This is a genomic window from Caballeronia sp. LZ035 (genome assembly GCF_031451175.1).
Classification (GTDB): domain Bacteria; phylum Pseudomonadota; class Gammaproteobacteria; order Burkholderiales; family Burkholderiaceae; genus Caballeronia.
This window is the reverse complement of sequence record NZ_JARUXS010000001.1, coordinates 1,000,925-1,022,663: the sequence shown is the minus strand read 5'-3', so window position 1 is coordinate 1,022,663 and position 21,739 is coordinate 1,000,925. Positions and strand designations below refer to the sequence as shown.

Sequence of the window (21,739 nt, the reverse complement as noted above, 5' to 3'; positions counted from 1 at the left end):
GCAACGTGGGGTTCCGGCAGCGCGGCGGCGCCCATGAAGACGCCGCCGCGCAGCCGCTTCGGGGCAGCGTCAGCCGCCCCGCTTGGTCTTGCCGCGCGTCAGACCGCGCCCTTGTCGATCCAGGGCTTGGAATCCGCCGCGGTCTTGCCCGTGCAGGCCGGATTGCCGGGCTCGTCGAACTGCGTCGCCCACCATTGCGTCACGTAGGTGTGCAGCCCCTGACCCTGGTAGTTGTGCGTCACGGTCGACCCGCCCGGATAGTCCTGCGGCACCCAGGTGCCCGCGTCGTTCACCGGCGAGACCGTCACGGTCGTCGTGGCGGTCGAAGCCGGGCCGCTGCCGCTGTTGCCCGTCACCGTGAGCTGGACCGGATACGCGGTCGTGCTGCTGACCGCCGGCGCCGTCACGTTCACGCTCATGTCGCGCGACTGATCGAACGGCAAGCCCGGTGCGTTCCACAGATAGGTCAGCACACCCGGACCCGTCGATGCCGCGGCCGACAACGCCAGCGGTCCGCCCGCCGCAACGCTGGTCGTCCCGGTGATCACGGCGGTGACCGGCTTGGACACCGGCGTCGCTTCGAGGCACACCGTCTCGCTCGCGCTCGACGTGCCGTCGCTCACCGACAACTGCACGAGGTAGTCGGTCACCACGGTGACGGCCGGCATCGACGCCGCGACGCTCGCTTGCGTCGAGCCGTCGAACGGCATGCCAGGTGCGTTCCACGCATAGGTCAGCGCATCGCCGTCAGGATCGGACGACTGCGCGCCCGACAGCCGGAACGGCGTACCCGCGTCGAGTTGCACCAGCAGCTTGGCCACCGGAGGATGATCGCTGCCCGACTGCACGTCGAGTTCGAGCTTCGCGGTATCCGTGCCGCCCTTACCGTCGTCGACCGTCAGGCTGATCGTGTACCTGGGCGCTGCGCTCGCCGGCACGGCGCCGCTCACTTCCATCGTGGTCGCGCCATCGAACGACAGGCCCGGCGCCGACCAGCGGCAGGTCAGCGCGTCGCCGTCGGCATCGCTGGAACCCGCGCCCGTATAGGTCACGGTCGCGCCCGCGGCGGCCGTCGCCGGACCGTCGATGACGGCAACCGGCGGGTGATTCTCGCCCGTCACGTTGATGCCCTTGAAGTAGAACGGCTCCATGTCGATGTGCTCCACGTCGATCTCGTTGCCGAGTCCTTCGCGCGCCGCATTGACGAGCAGGCCGTTATCCAGGTCGATGGTCCACGTGAAGAGTCCGGCCAGCCCGCGCTCGCGTACATACTCGCCCTTGGCTTTCACGGTGCGGGGCGTATCGACGGACAGGAACAGCCGCGAGTCCGGGCTGTACAGATAGTCGGCATCGGCGACTTCGTCGGTGTAGACGTTGTAGCCGTTGATACCCGCCTGGCTCTCGAGATCGACATAGTTGTAGATCAGGTCGTACCACTCGGTGACGCCCGACTCGAAGCTGCCGGTGGTCGCGCCCTGGCCCGGATCGTAGCTGCCCTGGAGCGGCGAGAAGCTCTCGATGCTGGCATTGCGCCCGCTGCGGCTATAGGCGGCGTAGCCGAGCGCGACGCGTTCGAGCGGAATGCCGACGGTCTGTTCGAGATAATCGACGGCGGCATCGACGCTGAAGCCATCGGTGTTGAACGGATGCAGGTTCGTGTGATGCGCGAGTTCCTCCGCCCACGGCGTGCCGAAGAAGTCATAGGTCATCAGGTTGAAGCCATAGACGCCGGCCTCCAGCATCTTGTCCAGGTGCGCGGCCTTCATCTTGTCGACGTCCGCCGACACCGCGATGCTGATCTTCACGTCCGGGCGGCCGGCCTGCTTCAGCGCCGCGCACAGTTCGCTCACGAGGGTCGCGAAATTCGGCGCGTCGGTGGCATCGTAGGTATTGCCCGTGTTGCCTTCCGCGCCGGGGTATTCCCAGTCCAGATCGAGTTCGGTGAACATCGGGAAGCGCGACAGGATGTCCAGCACGCTGTCGATGAACGTCTTGCGCTTGCCGGCGTCGGCGGCGACCCAGTGAAACGCCTCGCTCATGGTCCAGCCGCCGATGCTGAGCGCCATCACGAGTTTCGGGTTCTTCTCGTGCAGCTTGCGCAGCCCGCCGAGCACGCCCTGCGCCTTGTTCTGATAGAACAACTCCGTGTAGCTGCCGCTGGCGGGCGACGAGAAGCCACAGTCGATATAGGAGCTCACGTCGCCCCATGCATCGACGAAGGTGGCTTCGTTCGGGTCGCGCGCGAAGTCCTTCGCGGCCTGCTGGATGTGCGCGGCATTCTCGCCCTTGTCGCCGACGATCCCCAGAAAGCCGATGATGAGTTTGTCGTAGGCGAACGGATCGAGCGCCATCAGGTCGACGCCGCGGCCGCAATCCGCGTCGGCGAAATCGTCGAGGTAGCGGCCGTCGTACTGCGACCAGTCCGTGTAATAGCCGAACACCTTCTTGTCGTTCGACTTGTAGCGGTTATACACGCGCTTCGCCACGCGGCCGGACGTATAGCTGAACGCCTGGGTTTCCGTCGCCGGGTCGTAGTCGTTCATGCCGTACTTCTGCTCGGTCGCGCCCTTCGCGCCATAGGTGTTGCCGGGGTCGCCGTTGTAGACCAGCTTGCTGTTCGGCCGGCCGCCTTCGACCTTGCGGTCCGTCATGACCTCGTTGGATACGGCGCGGTTCGTCACCTTGCGTGTGTTACTCATTTTCCATTCCTCTTGATCCAGTGTGAAAAAGCTTGTCTGCCCGGCGCGCTTCGTGCCCCGGGAGACAGGATCATGTTCAGGAATGCAAGGTGATCAGCACATGGAAAACGTGTGGAATACTCAATGTCCGCCGCGCCTTGCTCGCCTCCACAAGAACAGGGCCCCAGCGGGCTGGCTTGATTTCATTCGAGAAGTGCAGCCGCGCCTGACCGCCCCCTGCCCGATGCCTTGAAGACACACCGCGACCACGCCCGCCGATATCCACACGGGTCTTCAACGCTAGTGCAGCCAATCGTCTTGCGGGTGTTCCAGCTATGTCCGCCCTTGCGTGCATTCGTGCCACTTCTTCCATGGTCTTCAACCCGTCCCTGTTGCTAGGGTACGCGTCTTCAACGCACGAGGGCATGATGGACAACGCACGGAGCAGCACACGATTCGACTGGCAACACGACCGCGTCTGCAGCGGTCAGGTGGCCGCCCGCCTCTCAGGCCAGGAAAAGGAAGTCCTGCGGCTGCTGGTGACGGCGCAGGGACGCGTGTGCGAACGCGAGGAACTCATGGATGCCATCTGGGGGCCGCGCGCCGCCTATATGGACGATCTCTATCTCACGCAGTTGGTGTATCGCGTGCGCAAGGCACTGAAGCCCCTGGGCTTGTGCGAGCGCATCGTGACCCTGCCGCGCATGGGCTATCGGTTCGATGCGGAAGGCTTGCAGATGCAGGACCTCGCCGCTGCGGAAGGCGTCGACGACGCGCCCGCGAACCGGCTGCGTGGCTGGCGCGCGCTGCTGGATAAATGTCACATGCGGCGGCGCGCGGCCAGCGCGGGCGGTGGGCCGCACGCCACTCCCTCCGTCTCCACCGGCTTGCCCGTCATTCACGCCCGGCTCGGGACCGTGACCTTCGCAGGCACGACGGGCCACCTGACCGGCTTCGAACGCGCGCTGCTGGAAGCCTTCGTCGAGCAGCCGGGCGTTACGCTGCGGCGCCAGGAACTGATCATGCGCATCTGGGGCAACGAGGAAAACATCGACGTGCACCGGCTCACGCGTCTCGTGTCCCGATTGCGACGCTCGCTCGAGCCGCTGGGCCTTGCACAGCGGATCGTCCATATGCCGGGCGTCGGCTACCGGTTCTGCGCGATGGATCCGGCCGCGGAGGCACACGCCGGGACGCACGAGACGGCGCGCGACGAACCGTCCGGTACGCCGTCCTCGTCCGCTCGCGCCGCCGTGCGGAAGCATCCCGGAAGCTGGCCACCCGGGCTGGTCACCGTGGCGATGGCGGTGCTGCTGACGCTCGCCAATAGTCATCCGACACCCGCGCACCAACGCGACATGCACGCAGTCAGCCTGACGCGATGCGACCGGCAGGTCATGCACGATGTTTTCGTTCGCGACGTGGCCGCTTCGCTGTCGATCGGGACGCATGGCTCGATGACCGAAGCCGTGAACGACGCCTGGTGTGACGTCGTCAAGGACCTGCACGCGGCCGGCTGCCGCAACGTCAGCGAGATGCCCGCTTCCTATTCAGGACCCGGGCTGGGCAGCTGACACTGCGCGGCGTACGGAGACGTTCCGCCGCGACGCTCATGAAAAAAGCGCCCGCGCAGGCTGTCAAACCTGCGCGGGCGCCAGATGCACAACCCGCACGATAAAACCGCTCGCGGCCGCTCAGCCGCGCACGCAGTCGACGAAGTATTCAACCCGGCCGTTGATCATCTCGCCGACCAGCCCGTGAATGTCCGTGTGGAAACCGGGGAAGCGCTCGTTGAACTCGCGCGCGAAGCGCAGGTAATCGACGATGGTGCGGTTGAAGCGCTCGCCCGGGATCAAGAGCGGAATGCCCGGCGGATACGGCGTCAGCAGGATGGAGGTCACGCGCCCTTCGAGTTCGTCGATGGGCACCCGGTCGATCTCGCGGTGCGCCAGCTTGGCGAACGCTTCGGACGGCTTCATCGCCGGCTCCATGCTCGACAGGTACATCTCGGTGGTGAGGCGCGCGATGTTGTTCGCGCGGTACACGCTGTGAATTTGCTCGCACAGATCGCGCAGGCCGATGCGCTCGTACGACGGATGCTGCGCGACGAACTCCGGCAGCACGCGCCACAGCGGCTGGTTGTTGTCGTAGTCGTCCTTGAACTGCTGGAGTTCGGTGACCATCGAGTTCCAGCGGCCCTTGGTGATGCCGATCGTGAACATGATGAAGAACGAATACAGCCCGGTCTTCTCCACGATGATGCCGTGCTCGGCCAGATACTTCGTGACGATCGCGGCCGGGATGCCGGTGTCGCCGAACTCGCCGTCCACGTCGAGCCCCGGCGTGATGATCGTCGCCTTGATCGGGTCGAGCATGTTGAAGTTCTCGGCAAGCGCGCCGAAGCCATGCCAGCGGTCGTTCGGCTTGAGCATCCACTCTTCGCGGTCGCCGATGCCCTCTTCCGTCAGCGCGTCCGGGCCCCAGACGGTGAAGAACCAGTCGTCGCCGTATTCGGCATCGACCTTGCGCATGGCGCGGCGGAAGTCGATCGCCTCCGCAATCGATTCCTCCACCAGCGCCGTGCCGCCGGGCGCTTCCATCATCGCGGCGGCCACGTCGCAGGACGCGATGATCGCGTATTGCGGCGACGTGGACGTATGCATCAGATACGCCTCGTTGAAGCGATGGCGGTCGAACGTGCTGTTCTCGCTGTCCTGCACGAGGATCTGCGACGCCTGCGAGATGCCGGCGAGCAGCTTGTGCGTGGAGTGCGTCGCGAACACGAGCGCGCCCGTGCGCGGACGGCCCGCGCCGATGGCATGCATGTCCTGGTAGAACGAGTGGAACTCGGCGTGCGGCAGCCAGGCTTCGTCGAAATGGAGCGTGTCCAGCATGTCGCCGAGCAGGTCCTTGATCATCTCGACGTTGTAGATCACGCCGTCATAGGTGCTCTGCGTGATCGTCAGGATGCGCGGCTTGACCTTCGGGTTCTTCGCCAGCGCCTCGCGCGCGAACGGATTCGCCTCGATCTTCTTGCGGATGTTTTCCGGCTTGAACTCGTCGCGCGGAATCGGCCCGATGATGCCGAAGTGATTGCGCGTCGGCGTGAGGAACACCGGAATCGCGCCGGTCATCGTGATCGCGTGCAGGATCGACTTGTGGCAGTTGCGGTCCACCAGCACGATGTCGCCCGGCGCCACCGTCGCATGCCAGACGATCTTGTTCGACGTGGACGTGCCGTTGGTCACGAAGAACAGATGATCCGCGCCGAAGATGCGCGCCGCATTGCGCTCCGACGCCGCGACCGGGCCGGTGTGATCGAGCAGCTGGCCCAGTTCCTCCACCGCGTTGCAGACGTCCGCGCGCAGCATGTTCTCGCCGAAGAACTGGTGGAACATCTGCCCCAGCGGATTCTTCAGGAACGCGACGCCGCCCGAATGGCCGGGACAGTGCCACGAGTACGAACCTTCGTCCGCGTACTGCACCAGTTCCTTGAAGAACGGCGGCGCCAGCGCGTCGAGATACACCTTCGCCTCGCGGATCACGTGGCGCGCGACGAACTCCGGCGTGTCCTCGAACATGTGAATGAAGCCGTGCAGTTCGCGCAGGATGTCGTTCGGCAGATGGCGCGAGGTGCGCGTCTCGCCGTACAGGAAAATGGGGATGTCGGCGTTGCGGCGGCGCACCGCTTCGATGAACGCCCGCAGCGCGACGATCGCCGAGGCCAGCTCGGGCGTGTCGCCTTCCACGACGACGTTGTCGGCGTAAGGGAGCAGTTCGTCGTCATCGATGGACAGGATGAAGCACGACGCGCGGCTCGACTGCTGCGCGAACGCGGCCAGGTCGCCGTAGCTCGTCAGGCCGAGGACTTCGGCGCCTTCCTTCTCGATCGCCTCGGCGAGCGCCCGGATGCCGGAACCCGAGATGTTCTCGGAGCGAAAGTCTTCGTCAATGATGACGACGGGAAAGCGAAACTTCATGAGGCGATTCTCCAAATGGAACGACCGCTGTCCAGGAAGCAATCCCGAAGCCAGCGGTCTTCGACCAAACGTCTGCCGTGTGCGTCTCGAAACGCGCGGCGATGATCAGGTTTTCGGCAGCGTCACGCCGTGCTGCCCTTGATATTTCCCGCCGCGATCCGCGTACGAGGTCTCGCATATTTCGTCGCTCTCGAAGAACAGAACTTGCGCGACACCTTCGTTGGCGTAGATTTTGGCAGGCAAAGGTGTCGTATTCGAGAATTCGAGCGTCACATAACCTTCCCATTCCGGCTCGAACGGCGTCACGTTGACGATGATGCCGCAGCGTGCGTAGGTGGATTTGCCGAGGCACACGGTCAGGCACGAACGCGGAATGCGGAAATACTCCACCGTGCGGGCCAGCGCGAACGAGTTCGGCGGGATGATGCAGACGTCGCCCTTGAAGTCCACGAACGATTTTTCGTCGAAGGCCTTCGGGTCGACAATGGTCGAATTGATGTTGGTGAAGATCTTGAATTCGTCGGCAACGCGGATGTCGTAGCCGTAGCTCGACGTGCCGTAGCTCACGATCTTGCGGCCGTCCTCGGTGACCCGCACCTGATCGGGCACGAACGGCTCGATCATCTTGTGCTGCTCGGCCATGCGGCGAATCCACTTGTCGGACTTGATGCTCATAGGGGACGCTACTCAACGGTGAACGGCTCCGGTCTCGCGACCGCCGCCTGCTGTCAAACGAAGCCCGGCTCGCTGCGGCATTCCTTGCCGCGCCCGCCAGACGAAAGCGCGTATTTTACGCGATCGCGCCGCGGCGCCGTGGGTGCGTGCCCGGCGCGCGCGCCTAGCGGCGAATCACGCCGCAGGCGAGCGCCGGTCCCACGTTGTGCGGCGCGCTCGCATACGGGTCCATGGCTTCGCGGTGCAGCATGATGGCGCGGGAAATGACCGAGCGCACGCCGTCGAGCGAGACGTCCGTCGCCACGATGAAACCGGTCGCCGCGCCGTTCGCGTCCGCGTGAATGTTGCCGAGCTCGCCCTCGAGGCGGCTCGACGTCCGCCGGCGCTCCGAGGGCAGCGCGAACACCGGGCTCGTGTCCTGGTCGTTGATGGCGATGCAGTCGCCGCGCTCATGCACGGTCAGCGCGTGGTCGCTGTTGGGCGGCATGTCGGTGAGGCTGTAGGAGACTTGCACGCCGTCGGCGCGCTCGATCAACGTGATGGTGCCGCGCGCGGCATTGCCGGGCGTCGGCTGGAGCACCGCGTCCGCGCGTTTTTCGTGGTTCTGGAAGATGAGGCCGCAGCCGCTCAGCAGGACGCTGCACACGGCCGTCGCGATCAAGGCGCGGAGCGCCTTCCCGTCGAATCTGATTCTCATGCGATCCTCTCGGCGGCCCGCTGACGCCCTGTGCATCCACGCGGCCGCGCATCGAAGGCGACATGATACCGCGAGCCGCACCGCACAAGGCTCGCCGTGATCCGCGCGGTGCTCCGTTCAGGTGTTCTGCACCACGATGCTCGGGAACTTCGAGCTCATGTCGCGCTGCCGGTCGGCCACCGCGATCGCAACGCGCCGGGCAATCGCGCGATAGGTCTCCGCGATGCGGCTCTCCGGTTGCGACACGACGGTCGGCTGGCCGGCGTCGGTGCGTTCGCGGATGGCGATGTCGAGCGGCAACTGGCCCAGGATCTCGACGCCATATTCCTTCGCCATGCGCTCGCCGCCGCCCGCGCCGAAGATGTGCTCCTCGTGGCCGCAGTTCGAACAGATGTGCGTGCTCATGTTCTCGACGATGCCGAGAATCGGAATGCCGACTTTCTCGAACATCTTCAAGCCCTTCTTGGCGTCCAGCAGCGCGATGTCCTGCGGCGTCGTGACGATCACCGCGCCCGTCACCGGCACCTTCTGCGCCAGCGTAAGCTGGATGTCGCCGGTGCCGGGCGGCATGTCGATGACCAGATAATCCAGGTCCTGCCAGTTGGTCTGCCGCAGCAATTGTTCGAGCGCGGAGGTGACCATCGGTCCGCGCCAGACCATCGGGTTGTCCTGCTCGATCAGAAAGCCGATGGAGTTCGCCTGGATGCCATGGCCGATCAGCGGGTTCATCGTCTGGTTGTCCGGCGACTCCGGGCGGCCCGTGATGCCGAGCATCATGGGCAGCGAGGGGCCGTAGATGTCGGCGTCCAGCATGCCCACCGATGCGCCTTCGGCCGACAGCGCCAGCGCGAGGTTCGCGGCCGTCGTGCTCTTGCCGACGCCACCTTTGCCCGATGCCACCGCAATGATGTTCTTGACGCCCGGCAACAGTTTGACGCCGCGCTGCACGGTATGGGCCACGACCTGTGACGAAACGTCCACTTTCACGTCGGACACGCCGGCAATCTGACGCAGCGCGCCGGCCACCTGTTCGCGGATGGTTTCGAACTGCGACTTCGCCGGATAGCCGAGCACCACGCTCACCGCGACCGTCGACCCGTCAACGGACACGCTGCGAAAACTTTTCGTATCGACGAACTTGCGGTGGGTATTCGGATCGGTCAGGGTGGCGAGTACGGTGTCGATCTTCACGCGGTCAATGCTCATTGGGGCTCCGTGGAACGCTTGTTGCTCTCCGCTTCCGGCGCATTGCAACAATCTGACGAAATTGAAAGTATTTGTTATGGGCCGTTGCGCGCGGCTCGCGTGCGCTGCACTATCCCGCTGCAATTGTTTCCGGGGACGCATCGCACAGGGCGCTCGGGCCGGTTTCTCGTTATTGTAGAGGCTCGTCCGGAGGCCCGTCCGAAGACCCTCCCGCACTGTCGGCGCCTGTCGCCGAATGCTTGTCGATTCAAAGGAGATCAGAGATGAATACGAAGTTCTTGACGCGCCTGTCCGTGCTCGCCATTGCGGGCTCCATTCTTGCCGGCTGCCAGACGCAGCAGGGCACCAACACGGCGGTCGGCACCGGCGCGGGCGCCGCGACCGGCGCGGCGATCGGCGCGATCTTCGGCGGCGGCAAGGGCGCGGCGATCGGCGCGGGTGCCGGCGCGGCGGCGGGCGGCATCGTCGGCTACAACTGGCAGTCCATCCGCAACAAGATTTCCGGCGACTCGAAGGGCACGGGCACGCAGGTGACCGAGCAGCAGGACGGTTCGCTGAAGGTGAACATTCCGAACTCGATTTCGTTCGATACGAACAGCTACGCCATCAAGCCTTCGTTCGACCCGGTGCTGAACTCGGTCACGCAGACGCTCCAGCAGCATCCGGAGCTGGTGGCGAACGTCATCGGCCATACGGACAACACGGGCCAGCCGGCCTACAACCAGACGCTGTCGCAGAATCGCGCGCAGAGCGTCACGTCGTACATCGCGACGCACGGCGTCGCGGCGCAACGCTTGTCATCGCAGGGCATGGGCCAGAATCAGCCGATCGCCGACAACTCGACGGAAGCCGGCCGCGCCCAGAATCGTCGCGTGGAGATCTATCTGCGTGCGACGGCACAGCCGGGACAAGTGCAGTAAGGCAATTGATTTGAAAGGAGAATTCGCCGCGCGGAACGTGCGGCGGAGCGCGGTCCGGCACGAAGACGCAAGCGTCTGAAAAAAATTTGAAACTTGGGCGCGCGGCGCGTGTCTGTCTTTACGGTAGGTGGATGGCCACGCCATCGCCTGCCATTCTCCTCTTGTCGTTGTTGCTCCGGGGCCCAATTGGACCCCGGTTTTTTTTTGCGCGCACGGTTTGTGAACGTGCCGGACCGATTCACGCCACCGAGATTTTCAGACGCCTGCCGAGCGACAGAAACGCCGCCTCGATCGCCTCCAGCTTCGACGAATGGCGTGGGTTCAGCAGGCGGTCCACTTGCGGCATGTGGACGTTCAGCCGCCGCGCAAGTTCGGCCTTGCGGACGCCCTGGCGAAGCATTTCATTCTGCAGCAGCACCTTCGTGACGACGAGCGCCGGCAAGGACACGACTGGCTGGCCCTTTCCTGCCCTGGATGGCATGGGCACTTCGCGCTTTTCTTCGAAGTAGCTTTCGAGCACGCTTTCCAGCGCGTCGACTGCATTGACGAGCGCCTCGTCGTGATCATCACCGACGGACAGCGCTTCCGGAATGTCGGCAAACGTAACGAGATAGGTGTGGTTGGTATCGAGTTCCAGAGTGACTGGATAAGACAGCATGATGCGGATGCTCCTGGCGACGCTTCGGGAACGCCGAAGATACAACGCCGACGTTTCAACCCTCCAGGCGAAATCTGCACGCTTCATGATGTTTTTTGTCGATGCCCCGCAGTAGCGATCAGCGCGCACGTTGCGCGGGCACCGTTCGCTCTTGACCTGCCTGCTAAAATCGATCTTTCGTCTTTCACCCCTCACCGCTCTCCCACGGTCCGCGCCTCCATGTCAGCACCGATTCCCGCCCCCGCCGCCGCCGCGCCCGCCGCTTCATCTGCCAGCGGCCGCCGCCAGGTCCTCGTCACGTCCGCGCTGCCTTACGCGAACGGTCAGATCCACATCGGCCATATGGTCGAGTACATTCAGACGGACATCTGGGTTCGCACGCTGCGCATGCATGACCACGAGGTCTATTACGTCGGCGCCGACGACACCCACGGCACGCCCATCATGCTGCGCGCCGAGAAGGAAGGCATCACGCCGAAACAGCTGATCGAACGCGTGTGGAAGGAACACAAGCGCGACTTCGACAGCTTCGGCATCTCCTTCGACAACTACTACTCGACCGACGCCGAAGAAAACCGCGCGTTGTGCAATTCGATCTACGCCGCGCTGCAACAGGCCGGCCTGATCGAGGCACGCGACATCGAGCAGGCCTATGACCCGGTCAAGGAAATGTTCCTGCCGGACCGCTTCATCAAGGGCCAGTGCCCGAAGTGCGGCGCCAAGGACCAGTACGGCGACAATTGCGAAGTCTGCGGCTCGACCTACCAGCCGACCGAACTCATCAATCCGTATTCGGTCGTCTCGGGCGCCACGCCGATCCGCAAGACCTCGACGCATTACTTCTTCCGCCTGTCCGACCCGCGCTGCGAGTCGTTCCTGCGCGGCTGGGTCAGCGGGCTCGCGCAGCCGGAAGCGACCAACAAGATGCGCGAATGGCTCGGCGACAAGGGCGAGGCCAAGCTCGCCGACTGGGACATCTCGCGCGACTCGCCCTACTTCGGCTTCGAGATTCCGGGCGCGCCGGGCAAGTACTTCTACGTGTGGGTGGACGCGCCGGTCGGCTATTACGCGAGTTTCAAGAACCTCGCGGACCGTATCGGCCTGGCGTTCGACGACTGGATCAAACCCGGCTCCACGACCGAGCAGTATCACTTCATCGGCAAGGACATCCTGTATTTCCACACGCTGTTCTGGCCGGCCATGCTGGAATTCTCCGGCCATCGCACGCCCACGAACGTGTTCGCGCACGGCTTCCTGACGGTCGACGGCGCGAAGATGTCGAAGTCGCGCGGCACGTTCATCACCGCGCAGAGCGTGATCGACACGGGCATCAACCCCGAGTGGCTGCGCTACTACTTCGCCGCGAAGCTGAACAGCACGATGGAAGACATCGACCTGAACCTGGAGGACTTCCAGGCGCGCGTGAACAGCGATCTGGTCGGCAAGTACGTGAACATCGCGAGCCGGGCAGCCGGTTTCCTGATCAAGCGCTTTGAAGGCCGCGTGCAGGACAGCGCGATGAATCATCCGCTGCTCGGGCAATTGCGTGCGGCAATTCCGCAGATCGCCGGGTTCTACGAAGCCCGCGAATATGGCCGCGCGCTGCGCACGACCATGGACCTCGCGGACACCGTCAACGCCTATGTCGATACCGCGAAGCCGTGGGATCAGGCGAAGGACCCGGCCAACAGCGTCGCGCTGCATGAAACCTGCAGCGTGAGTCTGGAAGCGTTCCGCCTGCTGTCGCTGGCGCTGAAGCCGGTGTTGCCGAAGCTCATCGAGGCGGTGGAAGCGTTCCTCGGCATCGCGCCGCTGGTGTGGACGGACGCGACGCGGCCGCTGTCATCGGCGAGTGCGATCAACGCGTACAAGCACCTGACCACGCGCGTCGATCCGAAGCAGATCGAGGCGCTGCTCGAGGCCAATCGCGAATCGCTGCAGCCGGGCGCGGAAGCGGCCACGGCAGCGGCGGCACCGGCATCGACCGCCAAGAAGGACGCCAAACCGAAGCAGGACCAGACGGACGAAAGCGGCGTCATCTCCATCGACGACTTCGCGAAGATCGATCTGCGCATTGCGAAGATCGTCGACTGCAAGGCGGTGGAAGGCTCCGACAAGCTGCTGCAACTCACGCTGGACGTCGGCGAGGAGAAGACGCGCAACGTGTTCTCGGGCATCAAGTCGGCGTATCAGCCGCAGGACCTGATCGGCAAGCTGACGGTCATGGTCGCCAATCTCGCCCCGCGCAAGATGAAGTTCGGTTTGTCCGAAGGGATGGTGCTGGCGGCGTCGGCGGCGAACGAGAAGGCGGAGCCGGGCCTCTACATCCTTGAGCCGCACAGCGGCGCGAAACCCGGCATGCGCGTGAAGTAAGCGCGCCCTAGGACATCGCTTCAAAGCCGAAGGGCACGCGAAACGCGTGCCCTTCTTTTTTCTCATGCACGCGAAACGCGTGCCCTTCTTTTTTTCACACGCACGCGAACCGCATTCCCTTCTTGTTTCCCGCGTGCGCTCGTGACTGAACCTGATCAGTCCGCGTCGCCCGGCGGCGAAGCCTCGCTCGACGACGCCCCGGACGCCGCCGCGGCCGAATCCGCAGCCGACGCAGCCGCCCGCGACGACGCCCCCGACCACAGCCGCGCCCACGAACTGAACCTGCGCGTATAGGACAGATCGACGCCCTGATACGTGCCGCCGTACACCGTCACGGCCCAGAAGCGCGACAGGTTGAGCGTCGCCTTGACCGCGTTGGCCGCCGACTGCAAGCCCTGTTCATAGCCGATCACCAGGCGCTCGTTGATCGCCTTCGAGAGCAGCACGACCTGCGGATCGGTCAGGCCCACCTCGCTCGAACCCACCGTGAACTCGTCCAGCCCGACCGTCTGCGCGATCTTCGCGCCGCCCTTGCTGCCGAGCAGCGCGAGCGCGCTCGTCATCGCGCTCTGCTGGCCGACGTTGTTGCCCTGATCCGTGCCGTGCCCGAACAGCAGCCACGAGAGCTTCTCGTTGTCGGGCACGCTCGGCTCGGAAATCAGCCGCGCGACCGGCGCCTGCACCGTGCCGGTCACCTGCACGCCCGCTTCGACTTCCTGATTGCGCCGCATCGCCAGGATGTTGATGCCCGGATTCGCCACCGGTCCGTTGAAGGTGAAGAAGCCGTTCTCGATGTTCAGCTTGCGCCCGAACGCGGTGTACGACGAACCGGGCGTCGTCACGCGCACGTTGCCGACCGCGCGCAGCGGCATGTTCGGCGCGCTCGTCGCCGTGATCGAGCCGGCCAGCCCGAGATCCGCGCCCGCGCCCTTGAAGCGGAAGCGCTGCCCCAGATTGATCTCGATGTTCGCGCGCGGCGTGAACGGTCCCACCGGCTTGCCGGTCGCGGCGGTGAGCTGCTGGTTGTCGCCCTTGATGGTGCCGTCGGGGCGTTCGATCACCACGTCATCGCCGAGCTTCGGCGCGGACGACTCCGGCAAGTCGATCAGCGCGTGATCCACGGTGAACTTGCCGTCGATCGCCATACCGCCCTCCAGCCCCGCGTTGGCGATCTTCGCCTCGCCCGAGAGCGTGAGTTCGCGGTCCGGCGAGGCGAACAGTTCCAGCTTGTCCGCGATGATGCTGGCCGTCAGGTCGGGCTGCTGCTGGTCGAGCCGCACCTTGCCGGTCGCGCGCAGCGTGCCGCTCGCGCCATGAAACTCGACGCGCTGGAAATCCACCAGATTCTCCGCCAGCGCGATCCGGATGATGCCGTCCTTCAGCTGCACGCCCTGATCGACGACCGTCGCGGACAGGTTGTCGCCCGTCAGCGAGCCCGACAGCGTCGGCTTCGCGACGATGCCCGCGATCACCAGCTTCAGCGCCATCCTGCCGCCGAGCAGATAGTTCGCACCGAGCAGCCCGCCGGTCGTGCGCAGCTCGGGAATATTGGCGTCGACGGCGCCGGTGAGCGGTGCGTTGTCATCGACGGTGAGCATGCCGTCGCGGTTCACGAGCGGCGTGTGCACGTTCGCGTCGATCACGCCGATGCGGCTCGCCTGCGCATGCAGCGACGCGTTGAGCCGGTTGCCGCCGGAGAAATCCGCGCGCGCCGTGATGTCCGAGATGCCGAGCGCCGAAACGCCGCGCGTGCCGTCAATGGTCACGTCGCCCGCACGGCGCTTGATTTGCACGTGGCCCGTCGCGGTGGTGCCGAGCGAGAAGTCCCAGTCGCCGTCGAAGACGAGGTCGGTGCGGATCGGCGGCTCCGCGCCGGTCAGTTCCTGGCGCACTTCGAGCAGATGCGGCACCGACAGATTCGTCAGCGTGCCCGCCGACTGGATCCGGCCATGTTCCATCGCAAAGGACTTGAGGCTCAGCACCGCGCCTTCGGCAACCAGCCGCGTCGCGCCGAGCACGAGCCGCTGCGGCCCGTAGCTCACGGTCAGCGGCGCTTCGAGATTGACCGAGGGCGTGCCCTTGTTCGAGAGCTTCGTGATCGTGCCGTCCCAGTGCGGGCCGTCGGGCGCGTCGGTGAACTTGCCGTTCGCACCGAGCGCGAGATTGACCGGCTGGCCGCGCACCTTGCCGGTCGCCGTCACGTCGAGCGTGTGATGCGCGCGCGTGCCGTTCAGGCTGGCGTCGAGATTCGCGACTTCGATGCCGTCCGTGCTCGCGTCGCGCGCCTTCAGCGTGAAGACGAGCGCGCCATTGGCGCCGTCGCGGATATCGGCGCGGCCTTCCGCGTGCCCCAGCCGGTTGGCGCCGAACACGAGGCCATCGGCCTGATAGTTGGCCGCGACGTTCGGATGCGCGATCGAGCCGGTCAGGTCGCCGTCCGCCTTGACCGTGCCGGCGAGGCCGAAGCCGAGCCGTTCGAGCGCGGGCGCATCGACACGGAAGCGCAGCCGGTCGCCGGGTGCGCCGAAGCTGCCGTTCAGATCGACATCGTTGCCCGCCACCGACAGCGACGCCTTGCTCGGCAACAGGCGCGTGCCCGCGACCTGCACGGTGCCCTGGCCGGTCAGCGGCAGGTTGTCGTACATGCTGTCGTTGAGCTTGAACGTGGCTTTCGCCGTGAGCGTCGGCGCGAGCGTGCCGGCAGCGGCGAGCGTGCCGTTCACGCGCGCTTCCACCGGCCGCGCGGCGGCCGCGGGCTTCTTCGCCGCGCCTTTCTTCACGGGCGCGGGCTTCTGCGCGATCAGTTGCTGTTGCAGCAGCAGCGGATTGAAGTCGATGAACTTCGCTTTCAGGTCATAGCTCGAATGCGCGTCCTTCTTCAGCACGCCGTTCGCCTCGACGCGGCCCCGGCCCACCGTCAGCTTCACTTCGTCGAGCGTCGTCTGCTGCGGGTCGAGCCTGACCTTGGCCTGCGCGCGGATCGTCGCTTTCGGATCGTTGAGGTCGGCGCTGATGCTTTGCTTGTCGCCGTCCAGCACGATGCCGATGGGGCCGGCGAAATCGGTGGGACGCAGGGTCGGTTCGATCGCGTTGAGGTCGAGCTTCGCCACCTTCAGGTCGAACTTGCCCTTGCCGCCCGCCAGCGATCCGCCGCCGGTGACGGTCGCGTTCTTCAGGAGCCGTACATCGAGATTCGTGATGGTCTGCGCGGAGGCGTCGAGCCGCACGTCGGCGTGCGCATCGATGAGCGGCAGCAACTTCTTGTCGATGGAACCCGGCTTCGCGTTGACGATCGACACCGGGCCGCTCACGACGAAGCCCTTGGCGTCCGCACCCTCCACCGGTTTCACTTCGGCGCGCACGGCCAGATCCGCCTCGGGCGCCGCCGGGCTGAAGGCCTGCGGATTCACGTGATCGAAGGTGACGAGCGCCGACTTGAGCGGGACGTCGGCGAACGGCAGCGCTTCGACGTGCGCCCGGCCGTTCAGCTTCATGCCGCTGGCGTCGATATCGGCGATCAGGTCTTCGAGCGAGCCCGACAGCCGCGCGCTGACGGTCACCGCCTCGTTGGCGAGCTTGCCGGAATAGCCCGCGTCGCCCGACAACGGGAAGGGCCGCGCGCCACCGTCGAGCTTCAGCGACGCCGTCACCGCGCCGAACGGGGTATCGAGCCGCTGCACGGTCGCTTCGTGATGCTGGCCATCGGTGCGGCCGCTGACGAGCAGGCGCGAGAACTCGGTGGTCGTCGTGCCCTGGTGCAGGCGCAGCTTGTCCACCGACACATCGTTGATGACGAGCTGGATCGGGCTGCGCAGGTCCGTCGGCAACTCGGTCTTCTTGCTGGGCTCGTTGGACGGCGCAATGCGCGCATCGACCGTCCCCACGTGCAGATAGTCGATCGTGAAGCGCAGCGGCTCACGCGTGAGCGCCCAGCGGCCCGAGACGCTGTCCACCGTGATGTCCGTGCCCTTGCCGTCCTTCCAGTGGACGTCGCGCAGGCGCAGGCCGGTGGCGATCGCACCGCCGTCGAGCGTGCCGGTCAGTTGCCCCTTGAGCAGCGACGTGGCCGCGTTCCATGCATAGCGCGTGCCGCGCTCGGTGTTCAGCACATAGAGCACCGTGCCGACCGCCAGCCCGACGATCAGCACCACGACCAGCACCAGCACGCCGAGCCAGCGAGCGAGCCGCCGCGCGGCGCTGCGGCGCGGCGGAGGCGGAGGCGGTGTTGAAGCGCCCGCGCCGGCGTCGTTGCCGGGCGGCGGGGCTTCAGCGTCGCTGTGCGGGGTCGGCTCGGTCATGCGGGTTCACGGTTCCGTGTCATGGTTGTCGCGCGCGTCAGAAGGCGATGCCGAGCGTCAGGTACGGCTTGATGCTCTTGTTCTTCAGGCCATACGCCAGATCGACATTGACCGGCCCGACCGGACTGCGCCAGCGCACACCGACGCCCACGCCCGGCTCGAACACGCGCTCGCTCCAGGTATCGGTGGCCGCACCGATATCGAAAAACATCGCGCCGCCCCAGTCATGCGTGAACCAGTGCTGATATTCACTGCTGCCGGTGACCATGTACTTGGTGGGCAGGATCGAACCGGCCACGTTGTTGCCGATGCTCAGATAGCTATAGCCGCGCACCGAGTTCGCGCCGCCCGCGCGGAACAGCAGCGACGCCGGCACGCCGCTCGACGGCCCGCTTGTGAAGACCCCACCGAATTCCGCGCGGAACACCAGCAGGTCGTTCTTGCCGAGCGGCACGAACTGGAGCGCGTTGGTATAGAGCCGCGCGAAGGTCTGGTCGGTCATCGCACCCTTCACCGCGAAGCCCGCTTCGGCGCGGATGATGTTGCCGCGGCGTGGAAACAGCGGATCGTCGACGTCGCGCCGCACCCAGCTCCACGCCGGCACGAGCGCCCGCGCCGTCGACGGGTTGGGCTCGTTCTGCGTCAGGCGGTCGTCGTAGAAGGTGAGCGAGAAAGTCGTGTCGATGTTCTGTCGCGAGCGCGAGCGTTGCACGCCCACCCGGCCGCTGTAGATGTTCGTGCTGGAGACATCGGTGATGGTGTACGAACCGAACACGGCGTTGACCCAGCCATGTCCGTCGGGCGGCATCGCGAGCTGCACGCGCCCGTACTGCTGCGTCTGGTCGAGGCGGCCGGAGATGGTGAACGGATACGCGGCGTTGAAGGTATTCAGGTAGCTGTAGGCGCCCTGGATGTGAAAACCGGTGTCGGTCGCGTAGCCGACGCCATAACGAATGCTGTTGTACGGATACTCGGACACTTTCAGGTGCAGCGGCGTGTCCTGAGGCTTGCTCACGTCGTTGTCCACGTCGATGGCCACGCTCGCGTAATACGGCGTGTTCTGCACCTGGCGCTGGAGTTCGTTGATGCGCGCGACGTCATAAACTTCGCCGGGCTGGATCGGATTCACGTGATCGACGATCCACGCCGGGTAACGCCGCGTGCCGCTCACGTCGAGCTTGCCGAGTGTGAAGGTCGGGCCGCTGTCGAAGGTGACGGAGAGATCGGCGAGATGCGCGCGCGGATTGATGCGCGCCTGCGAACGGACGATCTTCGCGCCGAGATAGCGTTTCGATTGCAGCGCGCGCAGCGCCGCGTTCTTCGCGTCGTTCCAGCCGTCCTGCGTGAATGGATCGCCTTCGTTGACCGAAAACGCGAAGCGCGCCGCGTTCTCCTGCGCGCGGTCCTCGGTGGTCACCGCGCCCGTGAAGATGAGCTGCACCGACGCCACCCGCGTGCGCGGCCCGGGATCGACGCTGATCTTGACGGTGCGCTTGCCGTCCTCGCTCGCGACGTCGGTGCGCACGACCGGCGAGAAATAGCCTTCCGTCGCGACGAGATCGCGCACGTCCTTCGGCGCCGCCGTGATGAGGAACTGGATCTGGTCGTCGCTGACGTCGTCGCGCTTGGCGAAGCGCGACAGGTCGAGATTGTCTTTCAGCAGCTTCTTGATGCTGCGCGGCGCGTCGATATCGACGTCGTACTTCGCGAAAGCCGGTGTCACCAAGCCAAACACGCCCAGCACGCCGCACGCGAGGAACGCGGCGAGCACGGCGGGGAAACGCCTCGGGCACAGCGGCTTGGCGCGCAACGCGCGCAGCGGATCAAACGAACGCCCCGCCAAACGTGACCTCCGGCATCGGGATGACTTGAATTTGAAAGGATGGCAACCGAGCGTGCAGCCGCCGCGTCGTCAGGCTCGCGCGGCGCGGCGGCAGGTTCAGGCGGCGCAGGCGCTATTTCACCACACTGGCGCAGGCCGGCGGCGCATTGCAGTCCGCGAAACGGTGCGGACGAGCATGGACAAGCACATGCGGCCCTGCAAGCGCGCCGGTTGGACGGCACACGGCGCGCGGGGTTCCGCGAATCGCGCACGGACGTGCATGTTGCAGCGAGCGGCGTCGGGGGCGCGGGCTTGCGGTAAAATTGCGGCGCGCGGGCAGGAGCGGACCTCAGAGCCGCTTCGAAGCAGACCCCACCGCACCGCGCATCGAACCCCGCATCGACTCAACGGACAACGGAAGCCGGATCATGTACCAGTCGGACATCACCCAGTTCATCAATCAGCTGAAAGAGCAGAAGCCCACGCTGGAAGCCGAGCAACGCCGCGGCCGCGCGCTTCTGTGGGACAAGCAGCCGATCGACCTCGACGAGCGCGGCGAGCAGCAGCAATCGCGCGTGCAGCAGACGCCCTACGTCTACTACCAGAACTTCTGAACGTGAGCGCAGCCGGCCACGAGCCGCCTTCGGCGCCCGAAGCGCGGCGTGAAGGCGCACGGGAAGACCGGGCGGTGGCGCTCGCCGCCCCCGCGACCGATTCGACGCCCGACACCATCGACGGCGTCGCGATCGCGCATCTGTACGGCGAACCGCTGTGGAAGCTGCCCACGGATCTCTATATCCCGCCCGATGCGCTCGAAATCTTCCTCGAAGCCTTCGAAGGCCCGCTGGACCTGCTGCTCTACCTGATCCGCAAGCAGAATTTCAACGTGCTCGACATCCCCATGACGGATGTCACCGCGCAATACCTCGGCTATGTCGAGCAGATCCGCGAATCGAATCTGGAGCTCGCGTCGGAGTATCTGCTGATGGCCGCGATGCTGATCGAGATCAAGTCGCGCATGCTGCTGCCGGTCAGGAAGGCCGACACCGGCGAGGAAGCCGAGGATCCGCGCGCCGAACTCGTGCGGCGCCTGCTCGAATACGAGCAGATGAAACTCGCGGCGCAGCGGATCGACCAGTTGCCGCAGCTCGGGCGCGACTTCCTGCGCGCCGACATTCATATTGAACAGGCGGCGGAGCAGCGCTTCCCGGACGTCGACATGAACGACCTGCGCGCCGCGTGGGCCGACGTCATCAAGCGCGCCAAGCTCGTCCAGCATCACAAGATCTCGCGCGAGGAGTTGTCCGTGCGCGAGCACATGAGCGTGATCCTGCGACGCCTGCAGACCGCGCGCTTCATGGAGTTCACCGAACTCTTCGACACCTCGCGCGGCGTGCCGGTGGTCGTGGTGAACTTCATCGCGATGCTGGAGCTGTCGCGCGAAGCCTTGATCGAGATCACGCAGGCCGAGCCGTATGCGCCGATCTACGTCAGACTCGCGTACGCTCCCGCCTGACACCGCTTACCCCTTGGCTTGTTCAGACGCGGCCGCATCGAGGCCGCGCCGACAGGAGACACCCGCTCGATGAAAGTCATCAGCTCCATTCATGAACTGCGCGACCAGTTGCGCGGCCAGAACCGCACCGCCTTCGTGCCGACGATGGGCAACCTCCACGAAGGCCATCTCTCGCTGATGCGTCTCGCGCGCCAGCACGGCGACCCGGTCGTGGCCAGCATCTTCGTGAACCGCCTGCAATTCGGCCCGAACGAGGACTTCGACAAATATCCGCGCACGCTGCAGGACGACATCGAGAAGCTGCAGCGGGAAAACGTCTACGTGCTGTTCGCGCCGACCGAGAAGGACATGTATCCGCAGCCGCAGGAGTATCGCGTGCATCCGCCGCACAATCTCGGCGACATTCTCGAAGGCGAATTCCGCCCCGGCTTCTTCACCGGCGTGTGCACGGTGGTGATGAAACTGATGTCGTGCGTGCAGCCGCGCGTCGCGGTGTTCGGCAAGAAGGACTATCAGCAGCTGATGATCGTGCGCGCCATGTGCAACCAGTTCGCGCTGCCGACGGAGATCATCGCCGCCGAGACCGTGCGCGAGGACAACGGGCTGGCGCTCAGTTCGCGCAACCGCTTTCTCTCGGACGCCGAGCGCGCCGAGGCGCCGCAGCTCGTCGCGCAATTGCAGCGCGTGCGCGAGGCGCTGTTGTCCGGCAATCGCGATATCGCCGCGCTCGAACGCGACGCGATGAACGCGCTCGCCGGACGCGGCTGGAAGCCCGACTACATCAGCGTGCGCAAGCGCGTCGACCTGCTGCCGCCGGGCGAAGCGGATGTGGACGCGCCGCTCGTCGTGGTCGCGGCGGCGAAGCTCGGTGCGACGCGCCTGATCGACAATCTGGAAATCTGACGTATCTCAAGCA

Annotated in this window: 14 protein-coding genes; 6 read left to right on the top strand and 8 right to left on the bottom strand. The window is 65.5% G+C overall.

What is annotated here, in order from left to right; translation table 11 throughout:
* Window positions 1–98 precede the first annotated feature (98 nt).
* Window positions 99–2,699, bottom strand: coding sequence for a glycosyl hydrolase family 18 protein (locus tag QCE88_RS04795; protein WP_309899653.1), 2,601 nt, complete (start codon window positions 2,697–2,699; stop codon window positions 99–101).
* A 407-nt stretch (window positions 2,700–3,106) separates the two neighbouring features.
* Between QCE88_RS04795 and QCE88_RS04790 the strand changes: the two genes are divergently transcribed.
* On the top strand, window positions 3,107–4,252 hold the full coding sequence (locus tag QCE88_RS04790) for a helix-turn-helix domain-containing protein (RefSeq protein WP_309899651.1): 1,146 nt from the start codon (window positions 3,107–3,109) through the stop codon (window positions 4,250–4,252).
* Between the two features lie 120 nt (window positions 4,253–4,372).
* On the opposite strand, the gene QCE88_RS04785 is transcribed toward QCE88_RS04790, so the two are convergent.
* The 4 genes from QCE88_RS04785 to apbC all read right to left on the bottom strand — a co-directional run bounded on the left by QCE88_RS04785 (window position 4,373) and on the right by apbC (window position 9,236).
* Window positions 4,373–6,658 (bottom strand): arginine/lysine/ornithine decarboxylase, encoded by a 2,286-nt coding sequence (locus QCE88_RS04785; protein ID WP_309899649.1) that lies wholly within the window; start codon window positions 6,656–6,658, stop codon window positions 4,373–4,375.
* 105 nt (window positions 6,659–6,763) lie between these two features.
* Window positions 6,764–7,333: a dCTP deaminase gene (dcd, locus tag QCE88_RS04780; protein WP_309899647.1), complete on the bottom strand. Its 570-nt coding sequence runs from the start codon at window positions 7,331–7,333 to the stop codon at window positions 6,764–6,766.
* 163 nt (window positions 7,334–7,496) lie between these two features.
* Entirely contained in the window at window positions 7,497–8,030 is a 534-nt protein-coding gene (locus QCE88_RS04775; protein ID WP_309899645.1) for a superoxide dismutase family protein, read from the bottom strand.
* A gap of 117 nt (window positions 8,031–8,147) precedes the next feature.
* Window positions 8,148–9,236, bottom strand: a complete 1,089-nt coding sequence (gene apbC, locus QCE88_RS04770; RefSeq protein ID WP_309899643.1) for an iron-sulfur cluster carrier protein ApbC — start codon at window positions 9,234–9,236, stop codon at window positions 8,148–8,150.
* A gap of 263 nt (window positions 9,237–9,499) precedes the next feature.
* Between apbC and QCE88_RS04765 the strand changes: the two genes are divergently transcribed.
* Window positions 9,500–10,156, top strand: a complete 657-nt coding sequence (locus tag QCE88_RS04765; protein ID WP_309899642.1) for an OmpA family protein — start codon at window positions 9,500–9,502, stop codon at window positions 10,154–10,156.
* A gap of 238 nt (window positions 10,157–10,394) precedes the next feature.
* Here the strand turns inward: QCE88_RS04765 and QCE88_RS04760 are convergent, their stop codons facing one another.
* The gene (locus QCE88_RS04760) at window positions 10,395–10,901 is read right to left on the bottom strand and encodes a type II toxin-antitoxin system HicB family antitoxin (RefSeq protein ID WP_309899640.1); all 507 of its coding nucleotides are present in this window, start codon (window positions 10,899–10,901) and stop codon (window positions 10,395–10,397) included.
* Between the two features lie 132 nt (window positions 10,902–11,033).
* Between QCE88_RS04760 and metG the strand changes: the two genes are divergently transcribed.
* Window positions 11,034–13,187 carry a methionine--tRNA ligase gene (metG, locus tag QCE88_RS04755; protein WP_309899638.1) on the top strand — a complete coding sequence of 718 codons (2,154 nt, stop codon included), beginning with the start codon at window positions 11,034–11,036 and terminating at the stop codon, window positions 13,185–13,187.
* 155 nt (window positions 13,188–13,342) lie between these two features.
* Here the strand turns inward: metG and QCE88_RS04750 are convergent, their stop codons facing one another.
* On the bottom strand, window positions 13,343–17,485 hold the full coding sequence (locus tag QCE88_RS04750; protein WP_309899636.1) for a translocation/assembly module TamB domain-containing protein: 4,143 nt from the start codon (window positions 17,483–17,485) through the stop codon (window positions 13,343–13,345).
* A gap of 37 nt (window positions 17,486–17,522) precedes the next feature.
* Window positions 17,523–19,328: an autotransporter assembly complex family protein gene (locus QCE88_RS04745; RefSeq protein ID WP_309899634.1), complete on the bottom strand. Its 1,806-nt coding sequence runs from the start codon at window positions 19,326–19,328 to the stop codon at window positions 17,523–17,525.
* Window positions 19,329–19,732: 404 nt separating this feature from the next.
* On the opposite strand from QCE88_RS04745, the gene QCE88_RS04740 reads away from it, so the two are divergent.
* The 3 genes from QCE88_RS04740 (at window position 19,733) to panC (ending at window position 21,726) form a co-directional block, all read left to right on the top strand.
* Window positions 19,733–19,921 carry a DUF3460 family protein gene (locus QCE88_RS04740; RefSeq protein ID WP_309811417.1) on the top strand — a complete coding sequence of 63 codons (189 nt, stop codon included), beginning with the start codon at window positions 19,733–19,735 and terminating at the stop codon, window positions 19,919–19,921.
* 74 nt (window positions 19,922–19,995) lie between these two features.
* Entirely contained in the window at window positions 19,996–20,823 is an 828-nt protein-coding gene (locus QCE88_RS04735; RefSeq protein WP_309903399.1) for a ScpA family protein, read from the top strand.
* A gap of 69 nt (window positions 20,824–20,892) precedes the next feature.
* Window positions 20,893–21,726 (top strand): pantoate--beta-alanine ligase, encoded by an 834-nt coding sequence (gene panC, locus QCE88_RS04730; protein ID WP_309899631.1) that lies wholly within the window; start codon window positions 20,893–20,895, stop codon window positions 21,724–21,726.
* Window positions 21,727–21,739: the final 13 nt, after the last annotated feature.

Excerpts from the sequence above, each read along its gene's own strand:
- QCE88_RS04795 (WP_309899653.1), bottom strand. The coding sequence starts at position 2,699 with ATGAGTAACACACGCAAGGTGACGAACCGCGCCGTATCCAACGAGGTC.
- QCE88_RS04790 (WP_309899651.1), top strand. The coding sequence starts at position 3,107 with ATGGACAACGCACGGAGCAGCACACGATTCGACTGGCAACACGACCGC.
- QCE88_RS04785 (WP_309899649.1), bottom strand. The coding sequence starts at position 6,658 with ATGAAGTTTCGCTTTCCCGTCGTCATCATTGACGAAGACTTTCGCTCC.
- dcd (WP_309899647.1), bottom strand. The coding sequence starts at position 7,333 with ATGAGCATCAAGTCCGACAAGTGGATTCGCCGCATGGCCGAGCAGCAC.
- QCE88_RS04775 (WP_309899645.1), bottom strand. The coding sequence starts at position 8,030 with ATGAGAATCAGATTCGACGGGAAGGCGCTCCGCGCCTTGATCGCGACG.
- apbC (WP_309899643.1), bottom strand. The coding sequence starts at position 9,236 with ATGAGCATTGACCGCGTGAAGATCGACACCGTACTCGCCACCCTGACC.
- QCE88_RS04765 (WP_309899642.1), top strand. The coding sequence starts at position 9,500 with ATGAATACGAAGTTCTTGACGCGCCTGTCCGTGCTCGCCATTGCGGGC.
- QCE88_RS04760 (WP_309899640.1), bottom strand. The coding sequence starts at position 10,901 with ATGAAGCGTGCAGATTTCGCCTGGAGGGTTGAAACGTCGGCGTTGTAT.
- metG (WP_309899638.1), top strand. The coding sequence starts at position 11,034 with ATGTCAGCACCGATTCCCGCCCCCGCCGCCGCCGCGCCCGCCGCTTCA.
- QCE88_RS04750 (WP_309899636.1), bottom strand. The coding sequence starts at position 17,485 with ATGACCGAGCCGACCCCGCACAGCGACGCTGAAGCCCCGCCGCCCGGC.
- panC (WP_309899631.1), top strand. The coding sequence starts at position 20,893 with ATGAAAGTCATCAGCTCCATTCATGAACTGCGCGACCAGTTGCGCGGC.